Annotated in this window: 20 protein-coding genes; 2 read left to right on the forward strand and 18 right to left on the reverse strand. The window is 54.2% G+C overall.

Going from position 1 to position 21949, the window contains the following annotated elements; genetic code table 11:
* From EYY67_RS21975 to EYY67_RS22045, 15 genes are all read right to left on the reverse strand, one after another.
* On the reverse strand, positions 1-1395 hold the full coding sequence (locus tag EYY67_RS21975) for an efflux transporter outer membrane subunit (protein ID WP_119822397.1): 1395 nt from the start codon (positions 1393-1395) through the stop codon (positions 1-3).
* Positions 1392-3335 (reverse strand): ABC transporter permease, encoded by a 1944-nt coding sequence (locus EYY67_RS21980; protein ID WP_131694390.1) that lies wholly within the window; start codon positions 3333-3335, stop codon positions 1392-1394. Before EYY67_RS21980 ends, EYY67_RS21975 begins: the two co-directional genes overlap by 4 nt.
* The gene (locus EYY67_RS21985) at positions 3328-4509 is read right to left on the reverse strand and encodes an efflux RND transporter periplasmic adaptor subunit (protein ID WP_408637208.1); all 1182 of its coding nucleotides are present in this window, start codon (positions 4507-4509) and stop codon (positions 3328-3330) included. Before EYY67_RS21985 ends, EYY67_RS21980 begins: the two co-directional genes overlap by 8 nt.
* On the reverse strand, positions 4506-6644 hold the full coding sequence (locus tag EYY67_RS21990) for a peptidase domain-containing ABC transporter (protein WP_131694391.1): 2139 nt from the start codon (positions 6642-6644) through the stop codon (positions 4506-4508). The genes EYY67_RS21985 and EYY67_RS21990 overlap by 4 nt, the downstream gene beginning before the upstream one ends.
* 63 nt (positions 6645-6707) lie before the next feature.
* A complete protein-coding gene (locus tag EYY67_RS21995) occupies positions 6708-7655 on the reverse strand; it encodes a lysophospholipid acyltransferase family protein (RefSeq protein WP_131694392.1) in 948 nt (315 codons plus the stop codon).
* Positions 7655-8329 carry a DsbA family protein gene (locus tag EYY67_RS22000; protein ID WP_095922323.1) on the reverse strand — a complete coding sequence of 225 codons (675 nt, stop codon included), beginning with the start codon at positions 8327-8329 and terminating at the stop codon, positions 7655-7657. Before EYY67_RS22000 ends, EYY67_RS21995 begins: the two co-directional genes overlap by 1 nt.
* A gap of 138 nt (positions 8330-8467) precedes the next feature.
* Complete coding sequence (locus tag EYY67_RS22005) at positions 8468-8659, reverse strand: DUF4762 family protein (protein WP_095922324.1); 192 nt, start codon at positions 8657-8659, stop codon at positions 8468-8470.
* A 525-nt stretch (positions 8660-9184) separates the two neighbouring features.
* Complete coding sequence (gene cheZ / locus EYY67_RS22010) at positions 9185-9829, reverse strand: protein phosphatase CheZ (RefSeq protein WP_095922325.1); 645 nt, start codon at positions 9827-9829, stop codon at positions 9185-9187.
* Between the two features lie 10 nt (positions 9830-9839).
* Complete coding sequence (cheY, locus tag EYY67_RS22015; RefSeq protein WP_095922326.1) at positions 9840-10229, reverse strand: chemotaxis response regulator CheY; 390 nt, start codon at positions 10227-10229, stop codon at positions 9840-9842.
* A gap of 46 nt (positions 10230-10275) precedes the next feature.
* Positions 10276-11325, reverse strand: coding sequence for a protein-glutamate methylesterase/protein-glutamine glutaminase (locus EYY67_RS22020; protein WP_095922327.1), 1050 nt, complete (start codon positions 11323-11325; stop codon positions 10276-10278).
* Complete coding sequence (cheR, locus tag EYY67_RS22025) at positions 11325-12197, reverse strand: protein-glutamate O-methyltransferase CheR (protein ID WP_095922328.1); 873 nt, start codon at positions 12195-12197, stop codon at positions 11325-11327. The genes EYY67_RS22020 and cheR overlap by 1 nt, the downstream gene beginning before the upstream one ends.
* A gap of 81 nt (positions 12198-12278) precedes the next feature.
* A complete protein-coding gene (locus EYY67_RS22030; RefSeq protein WP_119822394.1) occupies positions 12279-13949 on the reverse strand; it encodes a methyl-accepting chemotaxis protein in 1671 nt (556 codons plus the stop codon).
* A gap of 189 nt (positions 13950-14138) precedes the next feature.
* Positions 14139-15833 (reverse strand): methyl-accepting chemotaxis protein, encoded by a 1695-nt coding sequence (locus EYY67_RS22035; RefSeq protein ID WP_095922330.1) that lies wholly within the window; start codon positions 15831-15833, stop codon positions 14139-14141.
* 99 nt (positions 15834-15932) lie between these two features.
* The gene (locus EYY67_RS22040) at positions 15933-16526 is read right to left on the reverse strand and encodes a hypothetical protein (RefSeq protein ID WP_095922331.1); all 594 of its coding nucleotides are present in this window, start codon (positions 16524-16526) and stop codon (positions 15933-15935) included.
* 66 nt (positions 16527-16592) lie between these two features.
* A complete protein-coding gene (locus EYY67_RS22045; protein ID WP_131694393.1) occupies positions 16593-18068 on the reverse strand; it encodes an MFS transporter in 1476 nt (491 codons plus the stop codon).
* A gap of 114 nt (positions 18069-18182) precedes the next feature.
* Here EYY67_RS22045 and EYY67_RS22050 point away from each other — a divergent pair, with 114 nt between their 5' ends.
* Entirely contained in the window at positions 18183-19196 is a 1014-nt protein-coding gene (locus EYY67_RS22050) for a helix-turn-helix domain-containing protein (RefSeq protein WP_095922333.1), read from the forward strand.
* A 299-nt stretch (positions 19197-19495) separates the two neighbouring features.
* Positions 19496-19786, forward strand: a complete 291-nt coding sequence (locus tag EYY67_RS22055) for a Bor family protein (protein ID WP_095922334.1) — start codon at positions 19496-19498, stop codon at positions 19784-19786.
* Between the two features lie 318 nt (positions 19787-20104).
* On the opposite strand, the gene EYY67_RS22060 is transcribed toward EYY67_RS22055, so the two are convergent.
* The 3 genes from EYY67_RS22060 to cheW form a co-directional block, all read right to left on the reverse strand.
* Positions 20105-20323, reverse strand: coding sequence for a helix-turn-helix domain-containing protein (locus tag EYY67_RS22060; RefSeq protein WP_131694394.1), 219 nt, complete (start codon positions 20321-20323; stop codon positions 20105-20107).
* Complete coding sequence (locus EYY67_RS22065; RefSeq protein ID WP_131694395.1) at positions 20320-20715, reverse strand: hypothetical protein; 396 nt, start codon at positions 20713-20715, stop codon at positions 20320-20322. Before EYY67_RS22065 ends, EYY67_RS22060 begins: the two co-directional genes overlap by 4 nt.
* A 695-nt stretch (positions 20716-21410) precedes the next feature.
* Positions 21411-21908 (reverse strand): chemotaxis protein CheW, encoded by a 498-nt coding sequence (gene cheW / locus EYY67_RS22070; protein ID WP_095922337.1) that lies wholly within the window; start codon positions 21906-21908, stop codon positions 21411-21413.
* Positions 21909-21949: the final 41 nt, after the last annotated feature.

Here is a 21949-nt window from a genome sequence, read left to right on the forward strand (position 1 = left end):
TTATCCTTGTTGACTCAATGTGTTGTCTTCCCCGCCACCCAGCGCCAGCCAGAGTTTCATCGTGGAATACAGATAGTTATATTGCGTGGTGACCAGCGTGTTCTGGCTGTCCAGCAAGGTGTTCTGCGCGTCGAGCAGCGTCTGATACACCACCGAACCGTGGCGATACTGGCTTTCCACCAGTGCCAGCCGCTGCTGACTTAATGCCAGATCTTGCAGCTGTCGCTGTTTTTCCTGCTGATAGGTCAGGCGCTGCGACATGGCATTGTCGATATCCTGCAACGCGCTGTAGGACGCGCTGCGGAACTGAATCGCCGCGGTTTGCACATCCAGACCGGATTGTTCAACGGTCAGCCGCACTTTGTTCCATTCGATAAACGGCAGGTCGAGCGCAGAACCGAGCGTTCTGGCCGGATTGCTGAACCATTGCTGAAACACCGAAGCCCCGGCATTCAGCGACGCATTGAGCGTCAGCGACGGATAAAAGCTCAGCCGGGCGACGTCCGAACCGGCCAGCGCCGCACGCAGATTCAGTTCAGCCGACTGTACATCTGGCCTTCTGGCGATCACGTCAAGCGGTAAACGCTGCGCCACCGGCACGCTCTGATGAATATCCAGCGACTGACGCTCCGCAGGGTATTGCCCCGGCGGGCGGCTGAGTAAAATCGCCAGTGCATTACGGTTTTCATCGCGCTGTTGATACAAATCGCGCAGGTTGTTTTCGCGGCTCAAAACCGTTTGCTGTGCCTGCAAATAATCCAGCTGACCGAGATCACCGGCCTTCCAGCGCGAGGTCACCATCACCTGCGTTTCCCGGGCAATCGCCAGGCTTTGCTGCAAATTACTGATCTGCTGATTGAGGCTGGCAATCTGCCAGTAAAGCTGTGAAGTCGTGCCAATGAGCGTCAGCGCCGTGGCCTGCAAATCCTGTTCCGAGGCTTTTGCCAGCCAGTCGGACTGCTCACGGGTGCGCGCCAGTTTTCCCCACAGATCCAGCTCATAAGAGGCCGACAGTGAGTTTGCGTAACTTTCGACCGGCGTGGTGTCGCGGCGCATATTTTTGGTGTTGCTGGCCGATGCACTGGCGGAGAAATCAGGGGTCTGATTCAGATCTGAGAGTCCCGCCGTCAGCAGCGCCTGCCGCAGTTTAATGCCCGCCAGCGCCAGATCGTTATTGCTTTGCAATGCGGAAACAATCAGCCGTGACAACTGCGGGTCATCAAAGTTATCCCACCAGTGCGGAGAAAATTTCGCCACGCCTTCGCCGGTATCCTGCACGCGCCAGGTTGGCGGAACTGACAGCATCGGCCGCTGGTATTCGCTTTTCAGCGCCTGACCACAGCCGGTCAGCAGTAACGTCATCACCGCCATTGAGAGTAAATTCAGTTTGTTCATTCGCGTGCCAGCGCCTCTGTCGGATGCAAACGCGCGGCGTTGCGTGCCGGGAAAAAGCCGAAGCCGAGCCCGATAAGCGCCGAGAAACCGCAGGCTAAAAGGATCGGCGGCCAGGTGAAAATCATGGTGAATTCCTGCGTAACCTGAGAAAAAATCAGCCCCGCCACGCCGGATCCGACAATGCCGGTCAGACCGCCGAGGGTACAAATCACCACCGCCTCAATCAGGAACTGACGCATGATGTCCGCCGGACGTGCGCCAACCGACAGACGAATGCCAATCTCGTGCGTTCTTTCCGTCACCGACACCAGCATGATGTTCATCACGCCCACACCGCCCACCAGCAGCGAAATTCCGGCAATTGCGGTGATCAGTAACGTCATGGATTCCGACGTTTTACGGATGGTTTTCGTCAGCTGATCATTGGTCATGGTGAAGAAATCGCGTTTGCCATGCGACGCATCCAGCAGTTGTTCGACGTTGCGCTGGGCGACATCCGTCGGGTAACCGTCGGCAATGCGCAGGGTGATGGATTGCAGCGGCGTATCCCCCGACATGCGCTCGAGCAGCGAGGTGTAAGGGATCCACGCGCCGAGCTGCTCGCCGATGTACTTCGGCCCTTTTTTATCCGCCACGCCGATCACCCGGTAAGGCACGCCGGAAAGCTGGATAATTTCGCCCAGCGGATCCTGTCCGGGAAACAGCGTGCTGCGCACATTCGGGTCGATGATCACCACCGGTTCGCGGTCGTCGAGATCGCGGGGCGTAAAACGGTTTCCGGCTATAAAATTCAGCCCCTGCACACGGAAGAATCCGTTACTGACGCCCGACAACGACACCAGCACCTGCTTACCGCCACGGATCGCCATGACGGTTTTGCTCACCACCGGCGACAGGCTGTCGATGTATGGCTGCCTGCCAAGCAAATCCACGTCTTCCAGCGTCAGGGAACGTTCAAAATCAGGACGCGGTTTATCCCAGCCCAGACCGGGCTGAATTTCGATGGTGCTGGTACCAAGCTGGCTTATCTGGCTGAGAATGCTCTGCCGCGCGCCCTCGCCCACCGCCATTGAGGACACCACCGAAGAGATGCCGATAATGATGCCGAGCATGGAAAGAAAAGCGCGGATCCGGTGCCCGAGCAGGGAACGCCACGCCATGCGCACCGCTTCTTTCAGGCTCTGCCACAGCGGCGTGCGTCCGGTGGCGGCAATGGCCGGTAACCCCTGAGATTTGCCCTGCTGCATCACCGGATTGATGCGATCCGCGACAATCTCGCCGTCGTGGATTTCGACAATACGCTGGCACTGTTCGGCAATGCTGCGGTCGTGGGTGACGATAATCAGCGTATGCCCCGCCTGATGCAGGCCATGCAAAATCGCCATCAGCTCCTGACCGCTGGTGCTGTCGAGCGCGCCGGTCGGTTCATCGGCGAGGATCACCGGCGCACCGTTCATCAGTGCCCGCGCAATGCTGACGCGTTGCTGTTGCCCGCCGGAAAGCTGCGCAGGCCGGTAATTCATGCGGTTGCCAAGGCCTAACCGGTTAAGCAAATGTTCCGCCCGCGCCTGACGCGCCGCCGCGGGCATGTTGGTATACAGCGCCGGAATGGTGACGTTTTCGAGGGCCGTGAGATACGGCATCAGGTGATAGCGCTGAAAAATAAAGCCCAGATACTGGCTGCGCAATTGCGCCAGTTGTTCGCTGGTCGCCACATGCGCAGGCACATCCATAATGCGCATTTCGCCTTCCGACGGCTTATCCAGACAACCGAGAATGTTCATCAGCGTCGATTTACCCGAACCGGACGCGCCGATAATCGCCAGCATTTCCCCGGCATTGACGCGCAGGGAAATGTCTTTGAGCACCGTGACGGCAGCGTTGCCCTCACCAAAACGGCGGGAGATATGCGAAAGTTCGATGACCGGAGAATTAGCCATTTGCCGTCACAGCCTCATTTTGCATCACCACCACCTGCTCACCTTCGCGCAACCCGTCTTTCACTTCGACAAACTGACGGTCATTGATGCCCGCACGGATCACCCGTGGTTCGGTCTTATCGCCGTTCACCACCTGCACCTGATACCGGTCATCGCCCAGTGGCTGACCCAGCGCCATCACCGGCAGACGCAGCACATTTTTAGCCTGTTCGGTGATGATAAAGACCTGCGCGGTCATTGAGGTGCGCAGCAAATGACCGGGGTTCGGCACGCTGAACACGCCGTTGTAATAGACGGCAGAAGGTTGTTGAGTCTGGCTGCTGGTGCTTTCATCCTGTAAGGCGTCGTTTGGCGCGTCCTGCAAGGTGCCCATGACGCTCTGATAACGATGTTTGGGATCGGCGACCACGTAAAACCACAGCGGCTGGCCGGGATGCACTTTCAGGATGTCGGTTTCTGAGATACGGGTTTGCACGGTCATGGTATCGACGTTGGCGAGCACCAGAATGGTCGGCGCGGTCTGCGAGGAGACCACGGTTTGCCCTTCTTTGGTGACGATGCCCAGCACCTGTCCGTCCACCGGTGCGAGGATCCGCGTATAACCCAGATTGGCTTTCGCTGTTTCCAGCGCCATCTGCGCCTGCACAATCTGCGCTTCGTTGACTTTGATTTGCGCTTTCTGGGTATCGACTTTAGCCTGCGCCTGCTCGAGATTACTTTTGGTGCCTGAGCCGTCGCGATCCATCTGTAACTGACGTTTCAGCTCCAGCTGATATTGCCTGAGCGTGTACAGCGACGCCTGTTTTTGCGCCACGGCACTGTCGAGTTCCGCCTCGGATTTGCGCAGTTCGCTCTGTTGCAGAGTCGGGTCGATTTCCGCCAGTAACTGGCCTTTGGTAACGCGATCGCCCGCACGGACATACAGTTTTTTCAACTGACCGTTGACCTGCGCACCGACGTTGACCTGCGCGGAAGGCTTGAGGATACCGGTCGCCAGTACGGTTTTTTCGATATCCCCGCGGCCGATAGCCTGCGAAACCTGCGGCGCGGCGGTGCCGGACATCATGCGGTGTATGCCGTACGCAGCCCCGGCCAGCAGGATCAACAACACAATGATCAGCGTATAAATGACCTTGCGGCGTCCGGCGGCGATGTGTCTGACTGAGTTACTCACGCCGGTTCTCCCTGCGGAGTGATAACGGAAATCACAGCCCCCGTTGTCGCCGCTACGCGGCCATTTCTCATCACACAGACCCGGTCAAACAGGGACAGCGCGGTTTCACTGTGCGTCACGGTGATCAGGGTTTTCCCGTATTCACGGCAATGGCTGATCAGGGTTTGCATCACCTGCTGCGCCGTTTCTTCATCGAGATTGGCCGTCGGCTCATCCAGCACCATCACCGGACAATCGCTGTACATCGCACGCGCCAGCATCAGACGCTGGCGTTGCCCCAGCGACAGCGCGGGATGGCTTTCACGGATCAGCGCGTTTTGTTTGCCTGGCAGACGGTCGATCACCTCCGTCAGGTTCAGCCCGCGCAGCGACTTATCGATACGCAGCTGTTTTTGCGCGTCGTGTTCACGATCAAACAGCGTGATGTTTTGCAGAACGCTGGTATTGAACAGGATGTCCTCCTGACTTTGCAGGAAGAACAGCTTCTGTGCCTGACGGCTGCTGACCGGGTGTCCGTCGGCCAGGATTTCTCCGCCCTGAGGCTCGATAAGCCCTGTAATGACTTTCAGCAGCGTACTTTTCCCCGCGCCCGACTCACCGACAATCGCCAGCGTTTCGCCCTGACGCACCGTCAGCGACACGTGATCCAGCACCGGTTTACCGGGATCGTAAGCAAACTGAAGTGCCCGGTAGCTGAGCTGCTGGCTGAAGCGGACAGGCGGCAGCACGTCACCGGCGGCCTCTTCCCTGACCGGCGGGAACAGATCGGCGGCGCGGGTATCAATCACGTGCAGCTGGTTCTTTTGCAGCACAGAGAAGAAAATCTGCGTGATGTAAGCGGTAAAAATCTGGCGCACAAAGCTGTAGGCGAAGAATTCACCCAGTGAAATCCGGTTATCTTTCAGCAACGGCAGCGCCAGCAGCATAAAGAACACCATCTCGAGGCTGCCAATCAGCTGATACAGACTGCTTTTCACCTGCTCGTACACTTTCTGTTTCTGGCGGCAGTCAAACAGCGACAGCGCATATCCGGCGAATGCCGCCTGACGCTGGCTGTTCAGCCCGGCGGATTTGAGCGTGGCGAAACCCTGAATCGTTTCCAGCAGGAAGTCGCTTTGTTCTGCACTCTTTACCTGAATCTGCTGGGTGTAATGGCGGTCGCGGAAAATCGCCCAGACGCTGACCAGCCCCATCAGCGTGACGCCGATGGCGGAAATGCCGGCCAGCAACGGGCTGATATAGCACATCACTGCCAGCGCAATCACACCGACCACCCAGTCCACACGCAGGCCGTTATCCAGCTCGATTTTTTGCGCCGCCGCCATCTGCCAGCTGGAGAAACGGCTGTAGATTTCGCCGGGGCTGCGCTTCTCAAAGAACGAAAGCGTGTTGTTCAGCAACCGGGCAAAACCGCTGACGCTTTGCATCACGACAAAACGTTTGATAAACCGCTCGGTCACGCTGCGCACAATAAACGCCAGCAGCGTAGAGACCACGAAGGCCAGCAGATAATAGAAATACGGGAATTCGGTTTTGCCGCCGGAAGAGAAAACGTTGTTGATTGCCGAGCTGACCATTACCGGCATGATGAACAAGGTCAGTGACACCAGAAATGCCAGCAACATCAGCTTGTAAATACCGGGGATCGCCGCCGTTTGTTTCAGGCTCATGCATTCGAGCGCACGGAAACGACGCGTGCGCGGTTGTTTTTCTGCTGTCTGCGCAGTGCGCGGCGCCTCCTGATCGAGCACCACCGCGTAACCGCTGATTTCAGATTTGAGCGCGGCAACCGGCAGAAGCTGTTCGCCAATCGCCGGATTCATCACGCAGACATAGCTGCCCTGACGATAGGCCAGCAGGACATAGTGACTGGCACCGTAGTGCAAAATGGCCGGTAATGGCAGTTCTGCCAGCTCATCGAAATCAAACGCCACCGGATACGCCGGGATCGCCAGCTCAGATAAGATGTCGCACAGGGTCGACAGCGCGGTGCCGTGGGACGATGTCGGGAAACGTTCGCGTAACGCTTCAAGCGGTGCGCTGATGCCCTGAGTTTCCGCCAGCATAGAAACACAGGCCAGCGCGCATTCGTTCTTTTCTGCCTGATAAACCAGCTTAGGAATAATATTATCCATAATCGATACCTTAAAACGCCCTGTTCTTTTCAGTAATATCGCTGCGCTGTTGCGGATGGGTTTTCATTCATTAATAAAAAATAACGAATGCGAATGCCACAGCATCCAGTCGGTTGAGTGTTCACGAATACTTTGTTCAATAATGTGCGGCATTTTTTCTTTTAATTCTTTAGCACCGACCGGGTCATGAATAACGATATTCAAACCTTTGTCATAATAAAGATGATAAAAAATCACCTTCGCAGACATCATTCGTGCCAGCCGGATAATACCGCTGTGTAAACTGGCGGGACGACCAAATATCCGGCAGGATAATTTTTCAGCTTTGTCTTTACTGGCGAACTGCGTGAAATCAGGCGTGATATCCGGGAATAAAATAATATTCCGCTGGTTATCGGCGGCCTCCATGACCGACGTCATCAGATTCCCGGCAATATTTTTATTATCTTCATGTATTGAACAATAGGTCAGATCGACGCCACCCAGTTGCCGTTCCGCTGCGGAATGTGCATCCGCGCTGCGCGAGGTAATGACCGTTGCTTTACCCGGAAACGCCGCGGCACCGACCATGGTACTGAGTACGTCCGACACCATGTGTAGTGGCGCGAGGATCACCGGCTGACCGGCGCGTTGCAGCGGCTCGACCACCGCATTGAGCCGGGCCGAGCAGTCGGCCAGCTCACGTAATGCACGGCGATTCTGTCCGTAGGTCACCGCCTGAATCAGCAGCTGTCGCCGCTGGGTCAGCCAGATATAATCAAATTTCTTATTGTCATTCATCAGACACTGACGGTTAGACTGCGCAACCGCCGCCCGTAATTTCACATCGCGGCCTGTCAGCCCTAAATAGCGGCTGACGTGGGACAAAGCAAAAATAACGCGATAATGCATGTGCCGGAATAATAAACAATGCGCCCTGTAGCCAGTAAGCCGGAGTTTATACAAAAACCACTGACATCTGACGGTGAGGTTTTTCCAAAACAGCGCGCACCACAGGGCAACGAATTTCATTATTTCTCCGGCGCCTGATCATTCTTCAAAATAGAAAGTAATTTGTCAGAGAATGACGGAAAATCACGATCCTGAATCGCTACCCATTTTTTGGCCACAATAAAGGTCGGGGTCGCATTAATGTCGTAATACTGTGAAACGCGGGTCATATAATCGAGCAGGTCTTTGACTTCTGCCGACTGACTGACTTTATGGTATTCATCGACATCAATCTTATTCTCTGCCAGCCACGCATCTCGTTTTGCCGGATCACCTAAATCAATGTGATTTTTCATGACCGCGTCATAGGCGCTTTCACGGTGGGCTTCTTCAATGCCCATCACCTGCAATGTGGCAAATACCGGTGCAAAGCGCGCCAGTCCGCCCTGATTATCCAGGCTGAAGTGCAGACGAACCAGTTTCTTGCCCGCTGGCATACGTTTTTCCAGCGCCTCAACATTCTTTTCGTTTAATGCACAGTAATGACAACCGTATGAGAAGATTTCAATAATATCTTGCCCATCCGTAATCGGACTTTTGGCTAATTTATCCGCCGACAGCGACGTCAGAACCTGTTGTCCGTCATCGCTGGTTTGGTTGCGTACAAGGTAATGGATCCAGGCTGTCGTAATCAGCGCTGAAATAACTGCGACAAAAACGGTATACGCCAGAATGGGCAGAATTCTTTTTTTCATGGGAGGCTTTTCATCCTGAAATAATAATACGCGACGCTCACCGGGGAAATATCAGGCGGGCGTTGTAAAGGTAATACAACGCCCTGTCAGATAAACAGTAAAACTATTTAGTCTGATTTAATAAGAAACAAATGTTTCTCAGCCTACGTTACCGCAGTTGATGATGGCTGCAGCGGTGAAGGTTTTAGTCACAACACCATTTTTGTCAGTACAAGTTTTCACTGCATTACAAACGGTTGCATCACCCACCAGGTTTAATTCAAAGCTGTTTACGCAAGTCGTGGTACCGCCAACAATTGCGCTTGCTTCATTCATGTTGATCTTTTTCATCTGTGATATCCTTATTTAGTCAGAGTTAATATAAAAATAGTTTGGGGATATTATTCACTGACCTGTTTCCAGTGAATCCCCGCACAGAAAAACATGATAAAACACGTCCTCCTGTGCTCCGAAATAATTACCCAGAACAGAAACATTCAGGCTTTCATTGTCGGATGCGGCGCATTGTAGCGGCGGTTTTTTAATTGGGCAATACACCTGAAATGACATAAAACGAGCAAAATCAACCGTTCCATTACCTATGTCACAGGAGTTTTCTGATATAAAATTAAGATAAAGCGCATCGGATAAATTCAGCCGTGCCCGATGCCAGATCTGCCTTATTTATGATGCAGGATATTTCCCGGATAATATTAAGAATACCGGATCCCCGAAGGGCAAAATATTTTAAAAAATATTGGAGTTAAGCGTGACGTAACGCTTTTGCGGGGACTTAGGAAGGAAAATACAGCAAAGGGAGCCAACATCCCATCCGCCTCCTTTCGCAGGAAACGGATGGGCACAACACGTTCTTCATCAGAAACCTAATGAATCCAGCAGATCATCAACCTGTTCTTGCGAAGCCACCACACCGACGCCGTTGGCGTCGAGTTGCGGGCCGTTCAGCAGACTGTCATTTTCGCGCTTGGCTTTAACCTGTTGTTCAGGAATGTTTTCCATCAGCACCATTAACAGCTGATTTTCAATTTCCTGTACCACGGTCATCATGCGTTTGATGACCTGACCGGTCAGATCCTGGAAGTCCTGCGCCATCATGATTTCCATCAACTGAGCATTGGTGAAGCTGGTGTGCTCAGGGATTTCTTTCAGGTAGCTGCGGGTGTCCGTGACCAGTTCGCGGGCATCCGATAATTCAATCGGATTTTCAAACCACTCGTCCCAGCGCTTGTCGAGTTTTTTGGCACCCGACTCCAGTTTGTTCTGGCGTGGCTGTGCGGCCTCGACGCAGTTCAGGGCGCGTTCAGCCGCCTGAGCCGTCATGGTCACCACGTAGTCCAGACGATCCCGGGCATCCGGGATCGCTTCTGCCGCCTGAGCAATGGCCTGATCCAGGCCAAGTTCACGCATACTGTCACGCAACATACGGGTCAGTTGCCCAATGCGGGCGATAATATCGCCCGCGGTGGCTGCATCATTTGCAGGCATTGGTATCTCTGCCATATATGTACTCCTACATGCCCAGTTTTTCGAAGATTTTGCCCAGCTTTTCTTCCAGCGTGGCGGCGGTGAAAGGTTTCACAACATAGCCACTGGCCCCGGCCTGTGCGGCGGCAACGATGTTTTCTTTCTTCGCCTCTGCCGTCACCATCAGCACCGGCAGTTTGGACAGTGCGCCGTCAGCACGGATGGTTTTCAGCAGATCCAGACCGTCCATGTTAGGCATGTTCCAGTCGGATACCACGAAGTCAAAACCTCCGGCACGCAGTTTGTTCAGTGCATCGACACCGTCTTCCGCTTCTTCAACGTTGTTGAAGCCCAGCTCTTTCAGCAGGTTGCGAACGATACGACGCATGGTAGAGAAATCGTCTACTACCAAAAATCTCAGATTTGGATCGGCCATGTTTTATCTACTCCTAAGGTTTGCTACCCAGCGCAAGGCTGAAAAATTAAATACGTAATGCCTGACCGGCTGATATTTGTGCCAGCATCCGCTGGCTGATTTGGCTGAGATCCACCACTTCGTTTACGCCACCCGTGGCGATAGCCTCACGAGGCATACCGAACACCACACAGCTGGCTTCGTTTTGTGCAAGGGTGTAAGCCCCTGCGCGGTGCATCTCAAGCATGCCGGCGGCTCCGTCATTGCCCATTCCCGTCAGGATCACCCCGACGGCATTGCGTCCGGCGAATTGCGCCACCGAACGGAATAATACGTCGACCGACGGACGATGGCGGTTCACCGCCGGACCGTCGTTCAACTTAACCTGATAGTTGGCACCACTGCGCGCCAGCTCCATATGCCGGTCGCCCGGCGCGATATACGCATGGCCCGGCAGTACACGTTCGCCGTCTTCCGCCTCTTTCACCGTGATCTGACATAACTTGTTCAGACGGTCCGCAAAAGAGCGGGTAAAGCCCGGTGGCATATGCTGGGTGATCATCAGCGCCGGACAGGTCGGCGGCAGCGGTTGCAGCACATGGCGGATGGCTTCGGTTCCGCCGGTAGACGACCCGATGGCAATCAGCTTTTCACTGCTCAGCAGCGGCGTATGGCTGAGAATGCGCGGCTGATCAATGTTGACGCTTTTATTCAGACGCGCTTTCGAGGCCGTGCGGATCTTGTCGGCAATCATCTCGCTGTAGGCCAGCATGCCTTCGCGGATCCCCAGTTGCGGTTTGGTGACGAAATCAATCGCCCCCAGTTCCAGCGCACGCAGGGTGATCTCCGAGCCTTTACCGGTCAGCGAGGAGACCATCACCACCGGCATCGGGCGCAGGCGCATCAGTTTTTCCAGAAAATCCAGTCCGTCCATGCGCGGCATTTCGACATCCAGCGTCAGCACATCCGGGTTGAATTTTTTGATGAGATCGCGCGCCACCAGCGGGTCCGGCGCGGTCGCCACCATTTCCATATCCGGGTGGCTGTTGATGATTTCAGTCATCAGCTGACGCATTAACGCCGAGTCATCGACGCTCAACACTCTGATTTTATTCATTACCTCTCCTTGGCGAGGCCGTAGACGGTCTGACCGCGCAAATAAAATTCCCGGCTGATTTGGCTGAAGTTCTCGGAGTGTCCGGCAAACATCAGGCCACCCGGTTTAAGTAACGGAACAAATCGGCGTAAAATTTTCTCCTGTGTTTCTTTATCGAAATAAATCATCACATTACGGCAGAAAATTGCATCAAACGGACCGTTCAGCTGCCACTGGTTTGCCAGCAAATTCAGCTGCTGGAAAGCCACCATTTGCGCCAGTTCGGGACGCACACGCACCAGACCACTGTGCGGGCCGGTGCCTTTCAGGAAAAATTTCTGCAACTGCTGCGGGCTGAGCGTGCGCAACTCTTCCAGCCGGTACACGCCCGCCGTGGCTTTCTCAAGCACCTGCGTGTCGATGTCACTGGCCTGAATGCGGCAGTTTGCCATGCGCGGCCCGAGTGCTTCGCTCAGCGTCATGGCGATGGAATACGGCTCTTCGCCGGTCGACGCCGCCGTACTCCAGACGCTGTAATTATTCGGACGCGAACGGGCATGCTCCGCCAGGATCGGGAAGTGATGCGCTTCGCGGAAAAATGCCGTCAGGTTAGTGGTCAGCGCATTGATAAACGCCTGCCATTCCGGACTGTTACTGTCGTTTTCCAGCAGCGCCATATAGCTGCCGAAATCATTAAGCCCGAGGATCCGCAACCGCCGGACCAGGCGGTTGTAGACCATTTCGCGTTTGTGATCCGCCAGCACAATACCCGCGCGCTGATAGATCAGCTCGCTGATTCGGCGGAAATGGGTATCGGACAGCGGTAAACGCTGGATCATCTGTGCCATGATCGAGGTGTTATCAGCACTCATTGGCGAGCCTGGTTGATTCATGGTGCAGCTCCATTAATGGACAGGTGGTGTTACGGGTACCCAATTACTCTTCATCCGCTGACTTTTCATCAGATGACCCTGTCAGAAGGTTTCCCAGTTATCTGCCGAACCCGCACGCGCGGTGGCCGGAAGTAACGCGGGTTGCGCCACCTGGCGAGGTGTTACGCCCTGAGCCTGCAGGCCACGGCGTGAAACCGCTCCGTCCGCAGAGGCCAGGCGGAACACCGATACTGCCCGGGTCAGATTTTCAGACTCGACTTCCAGCGCATGCGTGGAAGAAGCAGCCTGCTGAACCAGCGTGGCGTTTTGCTGCGTAACCTGATCCATTTGCGTCACGGCAATCGAAACCTGCTCGATCCCACGGCTTTGTTCGTCAGACGCCGACGCGATTTCACCCATAATGTCGGTGACACGGGTTACTGCACGCACGATGTCATCCATGGTATTCCCGGCGGATTCCACCAGCGTTGAACCCTGGCTGACACGGCTGACAGATTCATCAATCAGGGCTTTAATTTCTTTCGCGGCCTGAGCACTGCGTTGTGCCAGACTGCGCACTTCACCGGCGACCACCGCAAATCCACGCCCCTGCTCACCGGCGCGGGCAGCTTCTACCGCCGCGTTGAGTGCCAGAATATTGGTCTGGAATGCAATGCCATCAATGACGCTGGTGATCGCGCTGATTTTCTTCGAGCTGCCCGCAATATCATTCATGGTTTTCACCACATTGCCGGTCAGTTCGCCGCCTTTTTCGGCTGTATTCGACGCATCACGCGCCAGTTGTGTCGCCTGACGGGCGTTCTCGGCATTCTGCTTCACGGTAGCGGTCAGCTGTTCCATGCTGGCTGCGGTTTCTTCCAGTGCCGACGCCTGTTGCTCGGTACGGGAAGATAAATCAGTGTTGCCGGCGGCAATGCCTTTCAGACCGGAGAACATGGTGTCAGCCCCGTGACGGACGGTACGGACGGTGTCTGCCAGCGACTTCTGCATCTGTTGCAGGCTTTCCAGCATGACTTTGATTTCGTAGCGCCCTTCTACCGTGATCGGCGCGGAGATATCACCGGCACCAATACGGTCAAAGTGCCCGCGCATCACGGTCAGCGGCGTAAACAGAATGCGGCGGGTGACAACCAGCGCCAGCGCGGTCAGCGCAATCAGCAATACCAGCACCACCGAGGTGTTGATCATAACGTTCTGGTATGACGCCGCCGTTTGCGCTTTGGCTTGCTGGAAACGTCCGCCCACGTAGGCGACATAATCGCCGACATCTTTCTGGAACTGATCCTGATATTTTTGTGCCGGACCGTTCAGGAAGCCATTCATGTCACCGGTGGACAGCAGGTTAATCAGCGTCTGCAACATGTCATGCAGCGCCTGATAACTGGCTTTGTTCACGGTGGTCAGTTCTGCGGCTTTTTCGGTTCTGCGTGGCAGCGCCAGAAACGCGGCATAAGAATCTTCGGCATTTTTCAGGCTGCTTTTGGCATCCGCTATCAGCTGAGTGATGTTGTCCTGCGGTTGCTGGAGCGCCAGACGTGTTGCTGCACGGTTCAGGGTATTACGGGTTTGCAGCAGATAAGACCAGGTCTGGCTCAGCGCATCGCGTTGTTCCGTGGTGTTGGATATCTGTTCAAAATTCATTTTATCCGTGTGGGCAGCCTGCAGCGATAATCCGCTGTTAACCAGTTGCATTACAAAGAACACTATCAATAACAAAAACATGCAGGTGGACACACGGATGTGCTTAAACATGGATAACCTCGTTAGGTGTCAGCCCTGACCGGCACCTTATTTCTTAATACCCTTCATATTCAGGTCTGCAGTTGCATTGGCTGCTCTCAGTCATCCGGATCTCTTACTGAAGTAAGCGCACCGGGATTTCCTCGTTTGCCGCCTTCCTGCAAACCTGGCTATGTTGGGTAGCGATGTTGATGTACGTGCTTAGAAGGTTTCCCAATTTTCGGTTAAATCTGTACCCTGCGCTCCACCTGTACCGGCTTTTGAACCTGAAAGGTTCGGAGTCAACAGAGGCAGTCTGGCCGAAGAGGCCGGGTTCTGGCGCACGTTGTTATTTGTGGTCTGACTCAGCGTAAAGACCGCCACGGATTGCGTCAGCAGGCTGGCCTGCTCTTCCAGCGCCGCCGAAGCGGACGCGGATTCTTCCACCAGTGAGGCGTTTTGCTGTGTCACCCGATCCATTTCAGTAATGGCTTGTGCGACCTGCTCGATCCCACGGCTTTGTTCATCCGATGCCGAGGTGATTTCGCCCATAATGTCAGTCACACGCGTGACGGCATTGACCATGTCGTGCATGGTTTCACCGGCACTTTCCGCCAGCACTGAACCGGTATTAATACGGCTGACAGAATCATCAATCAGCCCTTTAATTTCTTTTGCTGCCTGTGCGCTGCGCTGCGCCAGAGTACGAACTTCACCGGCCACGACCGCAAATCCACGGCCCTGCTCACCTGCGCGCGCGGCTTCAACGGCGGCGTTCAGCGCCAGAATGTTGGTCTGGAAGGCAATCCCGTCAATCACACCGGTAATGTCGGTGATTTTCTTCGAGCTGCTGGCGATGTCATTCATGGTGTCGACCACGTTTGCCACCACTTTCCCACCCTTCTGTGCCGTTTCCGATGCGCTCAGCGCCAGCTGGCTGGCCTGACGGGCGTTTTCGGCGTTCTGTTTCACGGTGGCGGTCAGTTGTTCCATGCTGGCTGCGGTTTCTTCCAGCGCGGACGCCTGCTGCTCGGTACGTGAAGACAAATCGCTGTTGCCTGCAGAGATTTCGCTCGCGCCGCTGTAAATCGCATCAGCGCCGTGGCGTACACCGGAGACCGTGCGGATCAGTTCGTCCTGCATATACTTGAGACTATCGGCAAGCTGGCCGATTTCATTACGGCTTTTCACGACTATTTCGTGCGTCAGATCACCAGTTGCAATTTTGCGGATGGTATCGACGATATTTTTCAGCGGATGGATCAGAACGCGTTGTACGCCGACCCAGGCCAGAACAATGAAAATAGCCAATACAATCAGCACTGTGCCCAGCATCCACATGGCGTGGTGGAAAGAGTTGTCGCTGATTTTTACCGCGTTGTCGTAGAGGTGATCGTTCTGATCGATATAGGTGACGAACGCTTTTTCGAAGTTATCCTGATATTGCTGAGTCGGTTGTTCGAAGAAGTCATTGATACGCCCCAGACCAATCAACTCAATCAGTTCAGAAAGTGCGTCGTGCAGCACCTGATATTGCTTTTTAGCCTCTTCCGCGTATTGCGGGTTCTGGCTGGCATCCACCGGGATTTTTTGATAGTTGGCAAAGTGCTGATCGGCGATTTGCAGATCTTTCGTCGCCGTATCGATCAGTTCCTTGACCGTTGCCCCGCTCCCCATCTGGTTAGCGTCAAGCATGAACCGGATACCCGCGCGGTTCAGGGTGTTACGGGTTTGCAGCAGATAAATCCAGCTGGCATTAAATTCTGCCTGCTGTAAACGGATCTGCTGTGATGTGGTGAAATTGTCTTTGTCTGTCTTCAGGGATTTAAAGAACAGGCCACCGGATACCAACTGTAAAGCACCGAAGACCACCAGTAAGATCACGATGCCCGTGACCACTTTCATACGGTTAAACATGTTGTTCCTTTTCAAATGAGAATTATCTGGAACAGTTATCGGCAGACAGAAGAGGAACTTTATGTGATAGGGATCAGATTTTTTTCGGGGGGAATGAGATCAGGCCACGGTGGCGACAAAACTCTTTAAAAGTGCGATGCGATGGCTATCCGGACTGACCAGAAGATCGTGGTGAATCATCAGCACCACGCCTTTCAGCAGCTCGGTGGTGTTGTCGATTTGGGAAAGGTTTTTGAGCTTTTCGATATCATTGCCAATCTCACGCCCTTTCAGCGAGAGACGCTTATTGGCCAGACCGGTCGCCAGTTCAGAGGTCAACATGGTGACCATACGCATAGCCGCTTCCGGATTTGAGGCCAGCTGATGAATGTAATACTTCAGCAGTAACGGCACGAAATCAGGGGTAGCCCCCAATTCCGCGCTGGCCAGATTCAGCAGATCAATCATGTGCGCAGGCACACGGGTTTCCACGGCTTTACGTTGTACCTGCAGCTGTTTACGGATGGCAGGCACAGACTGATAAGGGATCACCGCGACATTGCCGCAGGTTTTGCACACGCCCGCGATGATATTTTTCACCACACCACTGCCGTCATCAAACGGCACATCGCGCAGCTGATAGCTCACCGTGCGAAAAGCCTCACACACGCCGCACATCGCCTTTTTCTCATCCCCGACTTTATAAATAATCATATTCTTCCTTAATGATGAACACTGATAAAAACACTGCCCACAATGTACGCCACCCGTCGTACATTCTCAAGTTTTCATTGCGGTTCGGGCTTTGTTTTGCCGTCTGACGTTAAACAGCACATAACTCATCAGCGACAGCATCCACACCCCGACCATGCCGTAGACCAGAATGACGGCAAAACCCTCCGTCAGCGCCTGCGCAATCTGCGCACCGGGCAAGTCCTCAGTCACTGCGCCACCGGCAATACGTTCTGCCAGAGAAGACAGTTCCCCTGCGGCTGGCATGACCTTTTTCAGGCTCGCGGCAATTCCCGCCACCAGCAGGCTGCCCATCAGCGCAATGTTGATCGCCAGCGTGATCAGTCGTGCGCTGATATCAATGCCTGAGGCCATTCCCGCGCGGTTTGCTGCGACCGAACCGGTGGTAGTGTTAGTGACCGGGGTATTGGTCAGCCCGAGCGCCATGCCTGCCAGCAACGCACCGGGTAACAGGCTCAGATGATGAACCACCGCGATGTGCATCAGCATAAAGCCCGCACCGATTGCGAATAACCCGCCCGGGATCAGCCGGGACGCACCAAAACGCGCCGTCAGCTTTTCGCCCAGCGGCGGCATCAGCAAAGTCGGTAAGGTGTAGGCCAGCAGCGCCAGACCAGTGGATACGCTGTCGTAGCCCAGCCCGCCCTGGTAATAGACCGGCAGATAAATCATCAGCGGCCAGAAGCTGAAGTTCATGCCAATGGATCCCATCAGCGCCCCGGAAAATGCGCGGATGCGAAAAACAGAGAAATCGAACATCGGATGCGGATGGCGTTTTTCAATCCAGATGAACATCGCAGCACTGACGGCAGTCGCCAGCAGAACGGCGCCTGCGGTGAGGCTGTTCCAGCCCAGACTGCTGCCCTGCGTAATCAGGAACGTCGCGCCCATCACCGTGACCGACAGCGTAATCAGTCCGCCGAGGTCCAGTTTTTGGGACTGTCCGTCACGGGATTCCACCACGTTTTTCAGCGCCAGAATCAGGGTCAGTACGGCGATAAATACGTGAACCAGAAACACCCATCGCCAGCTCAGCCAGGCAACCAGTATGCCGCCGATGACCGGGCCAAATCCCAGCCCGAAACCAAAGGTTATTCCCCATGCAGCGAAAGCCCGGCTGCGTGGTTTTCCTTGCGGAAATTGCGACGAGAGAATAGCGATCAGGCAAGTCAGCATCGCACCGCCACTCAGCCCCTGCGCGAAACGTCCTGCGATAAGCCATTGCGCACTGCCTGCTAAACCACATAATAGTGACGTCAGTCCGAACGCAGCAATACTGAGGATAAAAACACGTTTTCGACCGTAGCGATCGGCCAGCGTGCCGGTCGCCATCAGTACCGTGGTACAGGCCAGCGTATAGGCGTTCATGATCCACTGAAGTTCACGGAAGCTGGCATGCAGTTGCTGTTCAAGTACCGGTGATAATACGGGCACGCTGGAGATTTCCAGTCCTGACATCAGAGCCGCCAGACATACCGCCATCAGGGCGAAGGTGTTTTTCATGCTGAAATCCTGCAAGGGTAAGAGACGCACAGCATGGAAGATTGACGGCGGCGTAGAAATCCGCGCGGATGCCATGTATCGTCAAGATCATGCCAATCTGATGGTTTTCCTTTTATGCAAAACGCTGGTCTGTCATTGATGTCTTCCCCGCGCAATCCTGCTCCGCGAAACCGGCGGCTGGTGCTGCTGGCCTATGAGTGTCTGTGTACCTTCGAGTTCGGGACAGCCGTCGAAGCGTTTGGTCGCGCCGATGAACTCACCGGCGAACCGCTGTATGAGTTATCCGTCGCCTCCGTCGAGGAAGGAACGTTTGGCGCCCAAGGCGGCGTGCGGCTGGTGGTCGATGGCGGGCTGGAACTGCTGGAAGATGCGGGAACCATTGTCATCCCCGGCTGGCGAAGCATCCACGAACCGGCCTCTGACCGGCTGATCGCGGCCCTGCAAACAGCACATCGTAACGGCTCGAGGATTGTGTCGATCTGCGCGGGAAGTTTCGTGCTCGGCGCTGCCGGTTTACTGGACGGCAAACGCGCCACCGCGCACTGGAACAGCACCGATGTGCTGGCGCAGCGATTTCCGCGGGTACAGGTTGAACATGGCATGATTTATGTCGATGAAGGCAGCATTATCACCTCAGCCGGTGGCGCGGCGGGCGTCGATTTGTGTCTGCACCTGATCCGCCGCGATTACGGCATTGAAGTCGCTAACCGCACCGCGCGCAGGATGGTGACGCCGCCGCTGCGTGAAGGCAATCAGGCACAGCTGATACAACAACCGGTACCGCGGCATCCGGCAAAAACCCTCGCTCCGCTGCTCGATGATTTACGCAGCCATCTCAATACGCCGCTGGTGATTGATCAACTCGCCGCACAAGCTGGCATGAGCCGCCGTACCTTCCTGCGTCGTTTTCATGATGCTACCGGCACCACGCCGGGCGAATGGATGCTGAGCGTAAGGCTGGAAAAAGCCTGCGCCCTGCTGGAAAACGGCACACTGAGTATCGACCGCGTCGCCGAACAGGCCGGTTTCGGATCGCCGGAAACTTTACGCCATCACTTCCGCCAGCGGCTCGGGACGACGCCGTCACAGTGGCGCAAGGCGTTTGTTGAACGGGATTTGGTGGGGTGAGTGCTGGGGCTGGCTGGACGGCAGTAAACAGTCAGCCCAATCGTGATCCGCATAAATACGCAGCGTTTATTATTAGTATAATGGCTGAATATTATTGATTATCATTCATATTAAAATGCAACCGGCTAATAACCTTTACCCTCCGTTAATACAACACAGAAAAGCCTCAATCCTCACATAGTTCAACACAGAGTAAACCAAGTACTTTAATAACGAATAATAGTGAGTGGTCGGATTTGTGAAAGTATCAACAGGCCAGAATATATGATTTCACCTCTTTATTATCAATATGAGTTATCATGAAAAAATTAATTATTTCGGTCCTTGCTGTCACTGCATTGTCAGGCTGCGCTCAACAGACATTCAAATTAAATGAGGGTATTGCAGAGCAACCCGCTCATGTTACCAGACAAGCTTTCTTCGTTAATGGTATTGGGCAAGAACATACAATAGACGCAGCAAAAATTTGTGGTAGCGCAAATAAAGTTGTTCGTACTGAAGTTCAGGAATCAGGCATGGATGTATTCCTGCGCATCGTCACTTTAGGAATATATACACCTCGTGAAGCAAGAGTTTATTGCACGAAATAATAACTCCTGATGATTTTTTATAAATGCCTGCTGTCATTGCTAAAGATGATTAGCAGGCATCTTTTAAATCAGATCTTAGTATTAATTAATTTTACAACGCTTGTGGTCTCAATAATCAGATCGCGCCCTCCTGCATTGACCTGCGATCCTGAGCTGCCTGTGCGGCAGTGAACTCAAAGCAGCACGGTTTGCTTTTGCTCCTTCCCCTCTCACGAGGGGAAGGCTGGGATGGGGTGTGGGTTTGATGGCAACGCAAACAGTTAAGCCGTCTTTAATACCCCACCCCAACCCTCCCCTTCGCAGGGGAGGGAGCCGTTCTCAGTTGTATTTGATTTCGGTGTAGCGACTCGGCCAGATGGTTTCGGCTTTTACGCCGATGGCTTCGGCAATTAGCCTTTCACCTTTCGGCCATTTGCGGGTTAATGCGTTCGACAGCGTGGAGGAACACAGCCCCGCGCGGCGTGACACCGCCGCCAGTGTGGTGCCCTTCTTTCTGATCGCCGCAATGATGTCGGCCTGATGCCAGTCTTTTTTCATGCGGCAATCTCCTCAGATGAGGAATACAGCGAACAGCGCAGCATTTCAAAACGCTCCCACAAGATATACGCGATGATCTCTTTTATCTTTCTGTCGTGCAGCGTCATCAGTGTGAAGTTCAGCGCCATGCACTGGTCGCAAAGTTCGTCGGGTTCGAGATCGGCGTAATCATATAAGCCGTCGTCCAGCGGTATGCCTAAATCTTTCCGGTGCTCCGGAACGGGCAGCGATAACGTCGCTTCAAGGCATTCAAGCTGGTTTTGCAGCATCACGCAAAGTCTGTCCTGTGCGCCTTTATTTTGCGGATTCACCAGTGCGTGCGCCAGCAAACGGCAGCGATCGGTGAGTGTCCATGAATCGGGGGATGTGTCGTTGGTATCTATTGTCTTCATTGACTGAAACCTATGGCAGATTGCATATCTGCTACCACCTAAGCTCCTACGCAAAAGTGGTAACCCAAGCGGGGGTAGGAGATCGGTCTACCGTCCGACCAGCCCGAAGGCTGCCCCGCCTGAGTCACCAAAACAATATACGTTAAAAAACGTTTTATAAAGATGATTCAAAGCGATAGCACACATATACGGTGCTACGGCAGAAAACCAGGCTCCTACACCCGACTGCGGATTTTGCCGCAGCGAGCAGACAATAACTGGATATCCACACATTAAAAATGGGCAAATCGCGGAGATGAGATACTGCTTCCAAGGAGTTTTTATGGTTTGCAGTAAGTTGCAGAGATGCCATTAATACCCCATCCCGGCCTTCCCCTTCGCAGGGGAAGGAGCAAGACAACCCCCTTCCGTCTTTGATTTTGGAGAAAAGCAGAACGAGGGTTTTATTCAATCGAATCTGGCGTGATCAAAAATCTTGCTGAACGGAGCGGCCTGAAGACCTGAGGCTTCAGGACCGAGAGAAGGTATCGCGGAGCGACAAGATTTTGCGCCACACGCGGCGGTGACAGAACATGTCCGTCGTGCCTGCGACAGCGCGCAGTGAAAAGAGCGTGGAGTCCAGAGGCCCGCGCGACTGCGGGTCTCTGGGTCAGTGTGGGCGGCGAGCCCACGACCTTGACCTTAAAAAACGAAAATCAAATTTTCGTCACCGAATCCACTAAGGCCATTTCTTCACTGCTCAGCAGCTTCTCAATATCCACCAGGATCAACATACGGTCACCGAGCGACCCTAACCCTGTCAGGTATTCCGTCGACATGGTCACGGCGAATTCCGGGGCCGGGCGGATCTGATCCTGGCTCAGGGACAGCACGTCTGACACGCCGTCAACCACGATCCCGACGACGCGGTTTTCGAAGTTCAGGACGATCACGACGGTGTTTTCGTTGTAAATCACATCTTCCTGCGCGAATTTCACGCGCAGGTCGAGGATGGGCACGATGACACCACGCAGGTTGGTGACACCTTTAATAAATGCCGGGGTGTTCGCAATGCGGGTTACCTGATCGTATCCGCGGATTTCCTGCACTTTCAGGATATCGATGCCGTATTCTTCATCGCCCAACGTAAAGATCAGAAATTCCTGACCTACTGTTTCGCCCGCAATTTTTGACACGGTTGCAAGTCCTGCCATGTTGTTCACCTTTGCTTTTATCTTTAAATCGGCCTGAGTTT

Source organism: Rahnella victoriana (assembly GCF_004330295.1).
GTDB classification, from domain to species: Bacteria; Pseudomonadota; Gammaproteobacteria; order Enterobacterales; family Enterobacteriaceae; genus Rahnella; species Rahnella victoriana.